The organism is Streptomyces sp. WAC 06738 (assembly GCF_003945505.1).
Classification (GTDB): domain Bacteria; phylum Actinomycetota; class Actinomycetes; order Streptomycetales; family Streptomycetaceae; genus Streptomyces.
This window is the reverse complement of the sequence record NZ_CP029618.1, coordinates 6,433,611-6,447,715: the sequence shown is the minus strand read 5'-3', so window position 1 is coordinate 6,447,715 and position 14,105 is coordinate 6,433,611. Positions and strand designations below refer to the sequence as shown.

The 14,105-nt window shown below is 74.6% G+C and carries 10 protein-coding genes; 1 reads left to right on the top strand and 9 read right to left on the bottom strand.

Annotated features, from left to right (window positions below):
- The first annotated feature begins 168 nt into the window (after positions 1-168).
- A complete protein-coding gene (locus DMB38_RS28255; RefSeq protein ID WP_047018479.1) occupies positions 169-399 on the top strand; it encodes a hypothetical protein in 231 nt (76 codons plus the stop codon).
- Between the two features lie 187 nt (positions 400-586).
- Here DMB38_RS28255 and DMB38_RS28250 read toward each other — a convergent pair whose 3' ends face one another.
- The 9 genes from DMB38_RS28250 to DMB38_RS37720 all read right to left on the bottom strand — a co-directional run bounded on the left by DMB38_RS28250 (position 587) and on the right by DMB38_RS37720 (position 13,992).
- Positions 587-1,426 carry a serine protease gene (locus DMB38_RS28250; protein ID WP_125937508.1) on the bottom strand — a complete coding sequence of 280 codons (840 nt, stop codon included), beginning with the start codon at positions 1,424-1,426 and terminating at the stop codon, positions 587-589.
- A 187-nt stretch (positions 1,427-1,613) separates the two neighbouring features.
- Positions 1,614-3,887, bottom strand: a complete 2,274-nt coding sequence (locus DMB38_RS28245; RefSeq protein WP_125937507.1) for a hypothetical protein — start codon at positions 3,885-3,887, stop codon at positions 1,614-1,616.
- A gap of 82 nt (positions 3,888-3,969) precedes the next feature.
- Positions 3,970-4,923 (bottom strand): patatin-like phospholipase family protein, encoded by a 954-nt coding sequence (locus DMB38_RS28240; protein ID WP_125937506.1) that lies wholly within the window; start codon positions 4,921-4,923, stop codon positions 3,970-3,972.
- A 276-nt stretch (positions 4,924-5,199) separates the two neighbouring features.
- A complete protein-coding gene (locus DMB38_RS28235) occupies positions 5,200-6,783 on the bottom strand; it encodes an RNA polymerase sigma factor (protein WP_047018476.1) in 1,584 nt (527 codons plus the stop codon).
- Between the two features lie 727 nt (positions 6,784-7,510).
- Positions 7,511-8,515 (bottom strand): FadR/GntR family transcriptional regulator, encoded by a 1,005-nt coding sequence (locus DMB38_RS28230; RefSeq protein WP_125937505.1) that lies wholly within the window; start codon positions 8,513-8,515, stop codon positions 7,511-7,513.
- A gap of 67 nt (positions 8,516-8,582) precedes the next feature.
- Entirely contained in the window at positions 8,583-10,532 is a 1,950-nt protein-coding gene (locus tag DMB38_RS28225; RefSeq protein WP_125937504.1) for an ABC transporter ATP-binding protein, read from the bottom strand.
- 260 nt (positions 10,533-10,792) lie between these two features.
- Positions 10,793-11,548: an NUDIX domain-containing protein gene (locus tag DMB38_RS28220; RefSeq protein ID WP_125937503.1), complete on the bottom strand. Its 756-nt coding sequence runs from the start codon at positions 11,546-11,548 to the stop codon at positions 10,793-10,795.
- Between the two features lie 75 nt (positions 11,549-11,623).
- Entirely contained in the window at positions 11,624-13,192 is a 1,569-nt protein-coding gene (locus tag DMB38_RS28215) for a glycogen debranching protein (RefSeq protein ID WP_240662509.1), read from the bottom strand.
- Positions 13,177-13,992: a glycogen debranching N-terminal domain-containing protein gene (locus tag DMB38_RS37720; protein ID WP_346429525.1), complete on the bottom strand. Its 816-nt coding sequence runs from the start codon at positions 13,990-13,992 to the stop codon at positions 13,177-13,179. The genes DMB38_RS28215 and DMB38_RS37720 overlap by 16 nt, the downstream gene beginning before the upstream one ends.
- Positions 13,993-14,105: the final 113 nt, after the last annotated feature.

Here is a 14,105-nt window from a genome sequence, read left to right as displayed (position 1 = left end):
TCATTACGGCACAGGCACGACAAGCATTACGGCTCATCCGCCGCCACCTGGCGACATCGGGCCTGGTCAGGAACGCTTTCCGGATCGCGACCCACGAGCGGGAACGTTTTCGGCCTGGTTGGATGTTGACCCTGGTACGACAGCTCGTCGAGCTAGAGAAGAGGCGACGTGACTACTGTTCTGACTCCCGCAAGCCCGCTGACGGCCGCCGACCGGTGCGACCGCTGTGGCGCCCAGGCTTACCTGCGTGTTGTCCTGACGAGCGGCGGCGACCTGCTCTTCTGTGCGCACCACGGCCGTAAGTTCGAGCCGGAGCTCAAGAAGATCGCTGCCGAGATACAGGACGAGACGGAGCGGCTCCAGACCACTCCCGCGTCGGCATCCGCCGACGAACGCTGACGCGCCGACGTCAGCCCGACGAGCCTCGTGCGGCCCCTGGGCCGGACCTGGGCGGTCATTCCCACTGGGGGTGGCCGCCTCGTCGGTTTCCGGGGCGGTACGGGCCCGTACGCGGCGGGCGGCGTGATGCGCAGGCGAAGCGGGGGCGAGCACCGGGCAGAAGAGCCCTGAGGGGCGTCTGCGGTCCTCAGGGGGTCTTGACGGGCCTGTGTGCCGCGACCGTCTTCACGGCCGCGGAGATGCGCGTATAGACGCCGGGACGGCCCTTCTCACCGCAGCCCTCGCCCCACGAGACCAGGCCCACCAGCCGGCCCTTCACGACCAGCGGGCCGCCACTGTCGCCCTGGCAGGCGTCCGGGCCGCCGCGCATCAGCCCCGCGCAGACCATCGACTCGGCCACGTAGCGGCCGTCGGAACTGCCCGGGTACGCCCGCTCGCAGACCGTGTCCGGCAGCACCTCGACGTCCGCGGCGTGCAGGGTCGTCGGGTAGCTGGCGTTCCCCTCGGTGTCCCCCCAGCCGTAGACCCGCGCGGGCGAGCCCGGCTCGTACGCCGGGTCGTCCGGCTTCTCCGCCAGCTTCAGGAAGGTGGTGGCCTCGGCCGGGCTCTTCAGCCGCAGCACGGCGAGGTCGCCGGCGTTCGTCCAGGCGTCGTAGTCGGGGTTCACCCAGACCTTGTCGAGGGCGAGCTCCTTGCCCTCGGTGCCCGCGAGGTCACCCCGGCCGGCGACGACGGCCAGGTCGCCGACCTTGCTCCAGTGCTCGCCCAGCGTCTCCTCGGCGAGGCAGTGCGCGGCCGTCAGCACCACCTTCGGGGAGACCAGCACGCCCGCGCAGAACTGCCCCGACCGTTCGCCGCCGAAGAGCTTCCTGCTCGTCAGCGCGACCGTCCAGGGGCTGTCGTCGATACGCACCGGGTGCCCGCCCACCACCACGCCGTCCGCCGCCGCCGGCGGCGCCTGCCCGAGCACGGCCGGGGGCAGCAGCACGGCGACGGCGGCGGCGATCGAGCGAAGACGCGGGTGCATGGGGTCTCCCTGACGGCGTGAGGCTTGGCGGTCGTGCACTACAGCCTCATTCAGCAGGGCGCGGGCCGCACCTCAGTCGCGCTGCCCGCGGAGCCCCGGGATCCCCGCGCGACCTGCGGCAACGACGGTCCGGCGGGGCATGGCATCCGAACGACCCGCGCCCCCGGACGGTGCCCGGGGGCCGCGGTCACGGCGCCGCCGGTGCCGCCGCCGGGGACGACGTCAGCGCGGATGCCGCCGTCGCCGCCGGGACCGGCAGGTGGCGCAGCCGTTCGGAGGCGAGACAGGCGCGCGTCAGGATGGTGCGTACCTCGTCGGCGGCGCTGCCGCTGCACCGGGCGAGGTAGAAGATCACGATGTTGATGGCGGCCACCGACCCGGCGTAGATGTAGATGTCCTTCGCCGTGCCCACGTAGATCGACAGCCCGATGCCCCAGCAGGCCACGCTGTAGAAGCCGGCCGTGAGCGTCCAGCTGTAGAGCGCGTCGAGACCGGCGATCCGGCCCTGCGGCACGGTGCCCAGTTGCCTGCCGCGGGCCTCGGCGACGGCGGCTCGGGCGAAGACCAGGCAGGCGGCGTTGCACAGCGCGGTGGAGAGGATGCCGACGGCGGTGCAGATGGGCCACCAGTCGCGGTGGAACAGCGTGGTGGACAGCACCAGCACGGCGGGGATGAGGGTGAAGAGCCGCATCGCGACCTCGGCCAGGACCGCCCGCCGGCTCAGCCGCCCCTGCTCCCGGCCCGCGACCAGCGGGGTGAGACCGGCGAAGAGGTTCTGGTAGTACCGGGCGCCGGCCAGCAGGAAGCTCATGCCGACCAGCCGCACCGGCGCGTTGGCGGAGTGGTCGGGGATGGTGTAGCCGTCCAGCCGCAGCCCGTCGAGCAGCGGTAGTTCCTCCTCGCCCGCGCTGTTGGTGCGCTGCAGCAGGGTGATGTAGTTGTTGCCCCAGCTCCAGTTGAGGTCGCGCAGCCAGTACGTGAGGACGATGCTCGCCGCGACGTACCAGGCCGCGGCCGACAGCCAGGAGAAGAAGAGCAGCCAGCGCACGTGCATGCCGCGGTGCGGGTCGTGGTAGAGCGACTGGGTGCGCCGGATCCGCCACATCTGGAGCTGCTGCCTCGGCGCCCCGGCGAGTGGCGTGTACAGCCGGACGAAGCGGGTGCCGGCGCTCTGCGCCCGGGTCGCCTCGACGGCCGCCAGCTCCTCCTCGTAGAAGTGGAGCAACTGCGGATAGAGACGCTCGCCCGGCACGGGCCGGAACAGCAGCAGCCGGTTCTCCGGGACCGGGTCGGTGAGGTCCTCGATGAACCGCGCCAGCAGCGGCGTCTCGGCGTAGAAGGCGTCGGGTACGGTCACGGCGCGCGCGCCGGATCCGGCCGTCTCCCGGTGCTCGCTGCCGATCGCGATGAGGAGCTGCCCGACGGAGTACAGGTCCGCCTGCCGGGGGTCGACGACCATCGTCTCGCTGCGCACCTCGGGCGCCACGAACGCCGCGTCCGGTCCCCCGGAGCCCGGGACGGTGTGGGAGTAGAGGTAGTTGACGCCGAGGTCGATGAGGACGAAGCGGCGGCCCCCCGCGCCCGTACCGCCGCCCTGTCCCGAACCCGCGCCGCTGAGGATGATGTTGGAAGGGGAGAGGTCGCCGTGGCGCAGGCCGCACCGGTCCAGCTCGTCCAGCACCCCCAGCAGCCGGGGCCCGAGGTCGCGCAGGAGATCGAGCCGGATGCGCGTGCTGTCCGGCTGCCGGCCCAGATACTCCGCCAGCGTCTCGCCGGGCACGAAGTCCATGAGGATCCAGCGCCCGCTGCTCGCCCACGCGCGGGCCAGCGGCAGCGCCTCGGTCGCCGCCTCCTCCCCCGCGCGGACGTCGCCGTAGGCGGAGCGGTACTCGCGGGTGGCCCGGACGATGGTCGGCACCCTCAGGTACGGGTAGACGATGCACTTGAGGGCGAACGGGATGCGCCTGCCGTGCGCCTGGCGCAGCGGGAGGCCGGTCAGGATGAACGACGTCGTGCCGTGGCGGTGGAACCGCAGCGTCCCGATGTCGACTTCGCGCCACGCGTCGAGCGTCGCGGCGTCCTCGTCCGCGCTGCCCTCCACGTCCGGAATCGCGACGTCGGGCGCGTACAGCGTCCGTATCGCGTCCCGCACGGCCGGGTCCTCGACCGCCGGCCCGCACAGGGCCGCGCAGTCGTGCGGCGTCCGCTCGCCCTGGTCGTAGCGGCGCTGGTAGGAGTGCGCCAGCGACACCAGGGTGAGGAGGAGCAGACCGAGATATCCCCCCACCGCCCGGAACTCGGTGCGAAACGACTCCGGGCGGGTGGCGAATTCCGTACGCCAGCGTGTCACCTGTTCGATGACCGATTCCCACGACTGCTCGAACTCGCCGCTAAAGCTGTGCGCCTCGAACGGCAGGCCGAAAAGGACCCGGCTCCAGTCCTCCCGGTCCCACTCGCACAACTCGTTCTCCGCCCGGGTCGCGGCGCCTGCCCCGCCCGGCGCGGATGACGATGTGGATAAGGCGCGGATGATCGCGCGGAGATTACGCGCGCTGCCGGTTGTTGGCATCGTCCTTCGTCACGATGGTCAGTTGGGGTACGGCACGAATACGGCCGTTCTTTATCAGCGCCGGGTCTTTTCCCTCGACGGCGCAGTACATCACCTCGTACCCGCCGCGGGCACCGCCGAGAATCCGTCCCGGATCCAGCTCGTGCCGCTTGACCTGCGGCATCCACGACAGGGGCGCGAGGTCGAGCACGTACGGCGCGTCACCCGGCTCCGTCATCCGCCGCTGGAGCATGACGCGCTCGTCCCGGTAGCGCTCGATGGCCTCGCCGTAGCCCCGGCCGAGGCCGTCGCGGATGCGGTCGAGATGGCGGATGGCCCAGCGCTGCGAGACGGACAGCTTCTGCGCGGGCGGCTGGATGGGACGGGTGCTCAGGGAGAGCACGTGCGTGCAGCCGTCCGCCAGCGCCAGCTTGTACGGGTGCGGGGTGAGGACGCCGCCGTCGACGGCCCGGGAGCCGCGGAAGTCGGCGGTGCCGCGCAGCGCGACCGGGAGCCAGGCGCTGGCGATGAGGGCGGCCCGCAGGTCGGCGCGCGAGGTGAAGTCGGTGACGGCCTCGGTGCGGATGTCGTCGACGAGGGTGACGGCGACGTGCAGCCGCGTCGGGGAGGCGATGACCTCCTCGTACCCGAGGGGCTTGACGTTGTCCACGACCTCGAACGCGTAGTCCAGGTCCATGATGCGGCCGCGCAGCACGCGCCGGAAGTCGACGAACGTCCGGGTGGCGAGGTCGTCGTAGTAGATCGAAAGCGGATACCAGGTCTCGCCGTTGAGGAAGTAAGCGCTGTTGATGGCACCGGAAGAAGCGGAATAGATGGTGTCGAACGCCTGATTGAGCCCGCAATCCTCAAGGGCGCAGAGCATGGCGGCCGAGACGACGCCGCGGATGCCGCCCCCCTCGACGGCAAGCCCGATCTTGAGGTCGTCCACGGGCTTGTCGTGCGTATGGCCCTTTTCCCGGCGACGGCGTAAGGCGGTCAGCACAGGATGGTCCGCGTGCCACGGCATGGCACTACTCATGAGTCATGTCCTCCCTGAGCATCCGAGATTGTCATGCCCGGCAAGTGGCGTCAATTCCCGGAGAGTTCACGAATTCGTACCGTCTTCCGCACGTATCGCGACAGCGGCGGCAGGCGCCGCACCACCGGCGAAGAAACGCCCCCGACCCGCGGCAGGGCAGGTCAGGGGCGCCGGAGGCCGCTCGGCTCAGTCGAGATAGTCGCGCAGCACCTGGGAGCGCGACGGGTGCCGCAGCTTCGACATGGTCTTGGACTCGATCTGGCGGATGCGCTCGCGCGTGACGCCGTACACCTTGCCGATCTCGTCCAGGGTCTTGGGCTGCCCGTCGGTGAGGCCGAAACGCATGGAGACCACGCCCGCCTCGCGCTCGGAGAGCGTGTCGAGGACGGAGTGGAGCTGCTCCTGCAGCAGGGTGAAGCTGACCGCGTCGGCCGGCACGACCGCCTCGGAGTCCTCGATCAGGTCGCCGAACTCGCTGTCGCCGTCCTCGCCGAGCGGGGTGTGCAGGGAGATGGGCTCGCGGCCGTACTTCTGGACCTCGATGACCTTCTCCGGGGTCATGTCCAGCTCCTTGGCCAGCTCCTCCGGGGTGGGCTCGCGGCCCAGGTCCTGGAGCATCTGGCGCTGCACGCGGGCCAGCTTGTTGATGACCTCGACCATGTGCACCGGGATGCGGATCGTACGGGCCTGGTCGGCCATCGCGCGGGTGATCGCCTGCCGGATCCACCAGGTGGCGTACGTGGAGAACTTGTAGCCCTTGGTGTAGTCGAACTTCTCGACGGCGCGGATCAGACCGAGGTTGCCCTCCTGGATGAGGTCCAGGAAGAGCATGCCGCGGCCCGTGTAGCGCTTGGCGAGCGAGACCACGAGGCGGAGGTTGGCCTCCAGCAGGTGGTTCTTCGCGCGGCGGCCGTCCTCGGCGATGATCTCCAGCTCGCGGCGGAGCTTGGGCGCCAGCTTGTCGGCGGCGGCGAGCTTGTCCTCGGCGAAGAGGCCGGCCTCGATCCGCTTGGCGAGCTCCACCTCCTGCTCGGCGTTGAGGAGGGGGACCTTGCCGATCTGCTTCAGGTAGTCCTTGACCGGGTCGGCGGTGGCGCCGGCCGCGGCGACCTGCTGCGCGGGGGCGTCGTCCTCGTCCTCGTCGGAGAGCACGAAGCCCTCCGCCTCGGCCTCGGCGGGCGGCTCCTCCTTCTCCAGGGAGCCGTCGTCCGGGCCCTCGGCACCGGACTCGCCGTCCTTGGCCGCGCCCTTCTTGCCGGCCGCCTTCTTGGCCGGGGCCTTCTTCGCCGCGGTCTTCTTGGCGGCCGCCTTCTTGGCGGTGGTCTTCTTGGCGGCGGCCTTCTTCTCCGGCTCGTCCGCCGGGTCGCCCAGGCCCGCGGGCACCGGATCGTCCATGGGGGCCTCCTGGACCGCGTGCGCCGTGGCCGTGGCCGTCGGCTTCTTCGTCGCGGTCTTGGCGGGGACGGCTTGCTTGGCGACCGCCTTGGTGGCGGTCCGTTTCGCCGGGGTCTTCGCCGGCACGCTCTTGCGGGTGCGCTTGGGCGCCTCTGCGGCACTGACCATCAGTGTCACACCCTCCTCTTCGAGGATCTGATTGAGGCTGCGCAGGACGCTCTTCCACTGGGTGGGCGGAATCTGGTCAACCTCGAAGGCACGACGCACGTCATCACCGGCGATCTGCCCTTCGGCCTTCCCCCGCTCGATGAGTGCCATCACGGACTCAGCTTCGGCGATCTCCGGCGGGAGCGTACGGGATGTGCTGGCCGACACGAACAACCTCTCGAAACGATGGGAACGACCGGTGGCGGGGATGGACCACCGGCGTAGAGGCGGAACCGCGATACGTGCGCCACCACCTCTTAGGTCATCGCGCCTTCCCGCACAGCGTTACGCCCAATCCACGTGGCCCAGGTCACAATCTACCGCCACCGGCGCGGCGGCACGAAAGCCGCCCGGCTGGCGCCCGCCCCTCCGGGCGCCCGGAGGGCGTGCGGACGCCCGGGCGGAGCGCGGCGTGCGCCCGCCGTCCGGCGGTTGTGCGCCGGGGGGCGCGGGGCGCGCGGGGCTGGTCGGGCCGGGTACGGCCGGGTGGGTGCACGGGCGGGCGGTCCGGCGGCGTTCCGGGGTCTCCGGAGAGTGGGTGCTGCGGGTGCCCGGGTGGTGCCCGGGTCGTGGCCGGGCGGCCTCCGGGGGCCTTCGGGGGCTCGTACGGGCCGGGGTGCGGGCGTCACGGTACGTGCCCGGGCGGCTGCCCGGACGGGTCGTCCGGAGGGTGTCCGGGGATCTGCCGGGCCGCCCCGCGGTGTGGGGTGTCCCGGGGGCACGCGCCCGCGGCCGGGCGGCGCGGCCCGGACCCGGCCCGGGTGTCGCGGGCCGTAAGGCGGTGGGCCGGTCCTGCCGGAGCGCGGCGCCGCCGTCCCCGGCGGGGGCCGGCGGCGGTGCCGGTGCGCGTACCGCCGGGGGCGCGGGGCCGGGACCTCGCGCCCGTACCCCGCCGTCAGTGCTCGCGCGGCGCCGGCACGACGCGGTCGCCCGCGCCGATCTCGGTGTGCACACCCAGCAACTGCCGCATCGCCGACTCGGCCGCGGCGCCGTCGCCGCTGCCCAGCGCCTCCACGATGTGCACGTGGTGGGTGACGGACTGCTCGCTCGGGCGGTCGCAGCCGCCGGCGGGGCCGCCGGAGACCTGGAGCGCCGCGGTGACCACGCCGGCCAGGTGCTCCAGCATCCGGTTCCCCGCGACCTGCAGGACCAGACCGTGGAACTCGGCGTCGGCGCGGGCGAACGTGACCGTGTCGCCCTGCACCAGCGCGTGGCTCATGATCTCGGCCATGTCCGTGAGCCGCTGCTGGACGGCGCCGCGGCCGTGGCCCGCCGCGAGCCTGGCGGCCAGCGGCTCGATCGTCCAGCGCAGCTCGCACAGCTCCCGGCGCTGGTCCTCGCGCTGCGGGCCGAAGGCCCGCCACTCGATGATGTCCGGGTCGAGCAGGTTCCAGTCGCTCACCGGGCGGACCCGGGTGCCGACGTTGGGGCGGGCGCTGACGAGGCCCTTGGCCTCCAGCACGCGCAGGGACTCGCGCACCACGGTGCGGGAGACCTCGAAGCGCTGCCCGATCTCCTCGGGCACGAGCGGGCGGTCGGCGCCCAGATCGCCCGAGACGATCATCTGGCCGAGCTGCTGGACGAGTTGGCCGTGGAGGCCGCGGCCCCGGCTGGTCGCCGCGCGGCGGCCGACGCGGCCGATCTCCGGCTCCCCGGCGTCCCACGCGGGTGGCGCGGGCGGGGCGGCGGGCGGCGCGGCGGGGCCGGGGGCGGCGGCGGGGGGGACGGGCGCGGCGGGGGTGGCCGCGGGGCCGTCGGGATACGGGTAGCGGTCCAGATCCCCGTGGCCGGCGAAGCCGGACTCGGAGGAACGGGCCGTCATCATGGTCTGCGCAAGGGTACTCACGAAACCTTTGTCGGCGGGCGTCCCGGCCGCCTTGAGGGCTTTGGTGAAAAGCACACGAAAGGGTGATCGCCCAGCGCCCCTCCATTGACGCCGCGGCGACCTCAAACCGGTGGGAAACCGGCTATTCACCAGGCGAGTTGAAAACCCTCCGTACGAAACTCGGACACCCGCTCCGCTCCAGCGCGCGCCCCAGGGACCGGGCCCGGCCCGCGGTGAGGACGTACGCCCCGAGGAGGGCGCCGAGCGACAACACCAGCGCGTGCCCGAAGGGTTGGGCGGGCACGCCGAACACGCCGCCGAGGTCCGGTCCGCCGCCGGGCCGCGGGATGTGCAGTACGCGCATGAGCTGCACCGGGAGTTCTCCGAGGCGGCGTACGGCGCCCGTGCCGGCGAGCGCGTGGATGCCGGGGGCGACGGCGACGGGCACGGTGAGCACGGCGGCCAGGCCCAGGGACGCCGACGTGAACAGCCCCGCGGCGAGCACCCCGGTCCAGGCGCAGCCCACGGTCACGCCCGCCCAGCTCAGCAGTTGCAGACCGCCGTCCGCGGGCATGTCCACGACGTCGCCGAAGAGCACGAGCAGCGCCGTCGCGTCCGCGAGCAGCACCGCGACGAAGAGGAGCAGCGCCACGGCCGTGCTCACGGCGAGCTTGGCGAAGAGCAGACCGAGGCGGCGCGGCACGGCGCCGACGGCCGGGGTGAGCGAGGGGAAGCTGAACTCCTGGCCGAAGGCGTGCGCGCCGAGCAGCCCGGCGCCGATCGCGGCGGGCGGCAGCGGGAGGAACGGCGCCCAGCCGGTGAGCATGCGCACGGCGGGGGCGTCGGAGACGGCGGAGCCGCCCGCGGAGTGGGCGAGGAGGGCGGCGCCCGCGATGGAGGCGGCGAGGGTGCCGGCGGCGGCGACGCGGGGCAGCCGGGAGCCGGAGGTGGCGCGGCGCAGCTCGTAGCGGAGGGGGTAGGCCGGGCCGGGGAGCCAGCGGCGGCGCAGCGGTCCCGCGAGGGGGGCGTCGTCCGGGCCCGCGACGGGGGCGGGGATGAAGGTGCCGGCGGGCGGGGTGTCGCCGTCGGCCCGCGGCTCGGCGGCGGTGTCGGTGTCGGTGCCGGGTTCCAGGGTGGCGGTGGCGGTGCGGGTGGCCGCGGGCGCGGTGGCTTCGGGGGTGGCGGCCTGGGGCGCGCCGGGTTCCGGGATGGCGGTGGGGACGGACTCGTGGGAGGAGTCGGTGAGCTGATGGAGCAGGATGCCGTTGCGGTAGGCGAGTTCGCCGACGGCCGCGCTGTCGGTGCCGTAGACGGCCAGGGCACCGCCGTCGCGGCGTACCACCTCGATGCGCCGTTCCGGCGTGCTCGCCTGCCGCGTCAGATAACTGGCGAACCGCTCGGACTGCGGCGTCCTGATGAGGACGCAGGGGCGCAGCCGCAGCCGGGCGAAGTCGTCGGCCTCCTCGTCGGCGACGAGCCGGCCGGCCCGCAGCGTCAGCACCCGGTCGGCGAAGCGGGCGGCGACGCGCGGCTGGGCGGTGGCGAGGACGACGCAGACGCCGGCGGCGGCCAGCTCGCGCAGCAGGGCGTAGTAGAACGCCGCCTCGCGGCGCGGCAGATCGCGTACGGGGTCGTCGAGCAGCAGGGAGTGCGGCTGGCCGAGGAGCGCGGTGGCGAGGCCGAGGCGGCGGTCCATGCTGAGGGAGAGGGCATCGAGCCGGTCGTCGGCGAGCGCGTCGAGGCCGACGTGGGTGAGCAGGGCGTCGGCGCGGGCCGCGGGGACGCCGACGGCGGCGGCGAGCATCCGCAGGTGGCTGAGCACGGTGCGGGCGGGGTGTCCCGCGACGTCGCCGAGCACGGCGCCGACCTCGCGGGCGGGGGCGGGGAGCCGGCTCAGCGGGCGGCCGTCGTACAGCGCGATGCCGCGGCCGCTGTCCAACTGGAGCATGAGACGGAGCGCGGCGGTCTTGCCGGCGCCGGGCTCGCCGAGCAGCGCGGTGACGGTGCCTTCCTCGGCCTCGAACGTGAGGTCGCGCACGGCAGGCGGGCGGCCGCCGCGGGGCCTGCTCGTGAGTCCGATGGCCTGGATCACCACGCCTCCCTAAATCGGTTGATATCCGACATATAAGGATGATCGCGCAGGAGGTGCGCCGGGACCGGGATTTCACCCCGGGGCGCGGTGCGGCGTCGCGGATGTGTGCTCGTACGACTCGTATGTCCGGAAGGGCGTAGTCCGGAGGCCGTCGGCTCGGGACGGGTCACCGGGGGCCGTCCGGGGCGTGCCGCCGGGGCCTTGCCGGAGCGGGCCGCGCGGGCGCGCGGTAAGGAAGGGGCCGTGCGGCCCGGTGGTCCTCAGACCTCGGGGCGCAGCATCGGGGGGTTGAGGATCGTGGCGCCGCCGGCCTGGAAGAGCTGCGCGGGACGGCCGCCCTGGCGGGTGGTCGTGCCGCCGGTGGGGAGCAGGAAACCGGGGGTGCCGGTGACCTTGCGGTGGAAGTTGCGCGGGTCCAGCGCGACGCCCCACACCGCCTCGTAGACCCGGCGCAGCTCCCCGACCGTGAACTCCGGCGGACAGAAGGCCGTGGCCAGCGACGAATACTCGATCTTCGACCGGGCCCGCTCCACCCCGTCGGCCAGGATCCGGCGGTGGTCGAAGGCCAGCGGCGGCTGCTCCCCGTCCTCGTCGGCCGGGCCGACGAGGGTCGCGACCGGCGCCCACCGGGCGCCGCCGACGTCGCCGCCGGGGCGCGGCGCGGGAAGGTCCGGCGCCAGCACGAGGTGGGCGACGCTCACCACGCGCATCCGCGGGTCACGCTTCGGATCGCCGTAGGTGGCGAGCTGTTCGAGGTGCGCGGCGTGCGCGGGGGCGTCCTCCTCCACCGGGCCGTGCGCGTGCAGGCCGGTCTCCTCCGCGAGTTCACGCGCCGCCGCCTCCGTCAGGTCCTCCTCCTCGCGCACGAAACCGCCGGGCAGCGCCCACCGGCCCTGAAAGGGGGCCTCACCGCGGCGGACGATCAGGGCGCTCAGCGCGTGCCGGCGCACGGTGAGCACGACCAGGTCGACGGTCACGGCGAACGGCGGGTAGGCGGTCGGCTCGTAGGGGGGCATGGCGGGGATCTTAGTCGTCTGCCTGACGATAATCAGGACTTCCCGGGAGACGGGCCGGACGGGCGGGGCGGCGGTTCAGGAGCCGAGTTGGAGGCCGGGGGCGGCCTCTTCGACGACGGCGAGGCCGAGGCGGCTGACCCGTACGGCGAACGGCTCGCCGGCCAGCCGCCAGCCCGTGAGCTGCACCGCGCCCAGCGGGGCCGTGGCCGGCGGACGGGCGGCGACGGTACCGGCGGGGACGTCGGGGGCGATGCCGGTGAGTGCGGTGAGGACGTGCACCGCGGCGGCGGCCGCGACGGCGGACGGGCGGCAGGCGGCCGGGTGCGGGAGCGGGGCGCCGCCCGCGGTGCGCTGGTCGCCCGCGTACATCTCGGGGAGGTGGTGGCCGAAGTGGCCCGCGGCGCCGAGGAGTCCGCGGAGGAGGGCGCCGGCCTCCTTGTCGTATCCGGCGGTGAAGAGGCCGGCGACGGCGACGGCGGTCTCGTGGACGTGCACGGCGCCGGCGCGGTGGCCGAAGGGGTTGAAGCCGGGCTCGGCGGCGCCGAGGCTGCGCAGGCCCCAGCCGGAGTCGAGGGCGGGGCCGCCGAGGAGACGGGCGAGCTGACCGGTCTGGGCCTTGTCGAGAAGGCCGGGTGTGCTGTCGGCGGCAGGGAGGCTGCCGCCGTCGGCTGAGGCGGGCGGGGCGGCGGCGGGGCCGGCGTCGCCGTTGGCTTGTGCGCGGACGAGGGCGTCGGCCGCGGTCGGCAGGAGGTGGGCGGCGGGACTGCCGAGGTGGGTGAGCGGACGGCCGTCGGGGGCGAGGGCCGCCGCGGGCCTGCCACCCGCGACGTCCTCGGTCCAGAAGCCGGCACGGAACCGCTCGCGCAGGGCCGCGGCCCACTCGCGCCACTCGGCGGCGCCGGGACGGCCGCAGACGTCGAGGAGTTCGGCGCCGAGGAGGGCGGCGCGGTGGGCGTGGGCCTGGGTCTCGCAGCGGTACGGGCCGCCGGGAGCGGGGTCGGGGACGAAGCCGCGGTCGTCCGCGGCGGCGCGCAGCCACGCGAGGCAGCGCTCGGCGGCGGGCAGGAGCCCGTCGAGATCGCGCTCCGGCAGTCCCCAGCGGCGCGCCTCGGCGAGCACGGCGGGAAAGAGAAGGGTGGCCTCGACGCCGGTGGCGGCCGGGGGCAGATGCGGCCCCGAGTCCCGGAGGGTGCCGGGCAGCCGCGCCGGCTCCGGAGCCCCGGCTGCGGGGGCCGCGGGCCAGGTGCGGGCGACGGCGCGCAGGGTCCCGGCGGCCAGGCGCGTACCCAGCGGCAGGAGCATGCGGGCGGCCCAGAGCGCGTCCGCGGGAGCCAGCGCGCAGCGCCACGGCACCCCGGCGACGAGGTGCACGTCGGCCGGCTCGGCGGGATCGCGGAGCAGCAGGGTCCGCAGGTCGTCGAGCGCGGTGTCCAGCAACGGGGCGACCCCCGGATCGTCGCCCGCCGCGGCGGCGGCCGGGGCCCACGGCACCGGCGGCAGCTCCCGCGGGCCCGCCTGATCCGTACCGATCCGCAGCTCCAGCGTCCGGGACCCGCCCGGCGCCAACTCCAGTCGCCACCGCAGCAACCCGGCCGCGGCGATCACGTCGTCGGGCGGCGGCTCCGCCGTCACCAGGGCCCCCACCCCGGGGGCCCCACCCCCACCCCTCCCCCTCCGCCGCTTCCCTCGGCGCTCCGCGCCCCGCCGCCGGGCAGGGCCGTGGCCCCGCGCCCGCCGCTCCCGTGCGCCGCACCGCCGCTCGCTCCGTCTCCGCGCGCCGCACTGCCGCGCACACCGCCGCCGCCGGGCGTCTCGGCGCCGCCGTGGCCACCCGCGGCGGGTGCGCCACCGCCGGGCACGGTGCCGGTCCGCGCCGGGTCGGTGGCGCGTGGTCCTGCTCCCCCGGCGTCCGCGGGTGCGGCGTCCGGCTCGCGGCCGGGGCCCGCGAGGGCCGGGAGCGGGCGCCAGCGCAGGCCCGACTCGTGGACGCTGGCCGGGACTTCGCGGCGGTCGTGCCCGGCGGCGACCGCGCTCAGCTCGGCGAGGTCCGTGCCCAGCTCGGCCTCCAGCGTCAGGCGCAGCACGCGGGTGGCGCTGCTGTGCAGCGTGATCCGCTCGACGCCGGCGGCGTGCCGCACCCGCTCCACGACCACGGCGGGGTCCGGTCCCGACTCGGCGCCGGTGCGCACCGTGCCCACGAAGCGCACCCGGTCCGCGCCCGCGCGGCGCCCCTGCACCGGCATGGGCTCGACGCCGCCCACCCGCAGCCGCAGCCGTCCGACCAGCCGGCGCCCCGCCCGGTAGAACCCTTCGAGTCCGTTGCCGTCGAGCTGGCCGTGGCGGGCGGAGACGGCGAACGCCGGCATGGCGACGCAGACGAGCGCGTCGTGCGCGGGGCCGGGCACGGGTGGCCGCTGGCGCGGGGGGTGAAGGCTGGGAGACACGCGGCAGTCCTCTCGGGAAGCCGTGGACGGACGAGGCGGCGACCGGCCGCCGCCGTGAGAACGCCCGCGGGCCCCTCCAGGTCACGCCGACGGCACTCCGGCCGCCCCGCACC

What these genes read in the sequence shown, in the direction of transcription:
- DMB38_RS28250 (WP_125937508.1), bottom strand. Translation starts at nt 1,426, where the DNA reads ATGCACCCGCGTCTTCGCTCGATCGCCGCCGCCGTCGCCGTGCTGCTG.
- DMB38_RS28220 (WP_125937503.1), bottom strand. Translation starts at nt 11,548, where the DNA reads ATGCCCCCCTACGAGCCGACCGCCTACCCGCCGTTCGCCGTGACCGTC.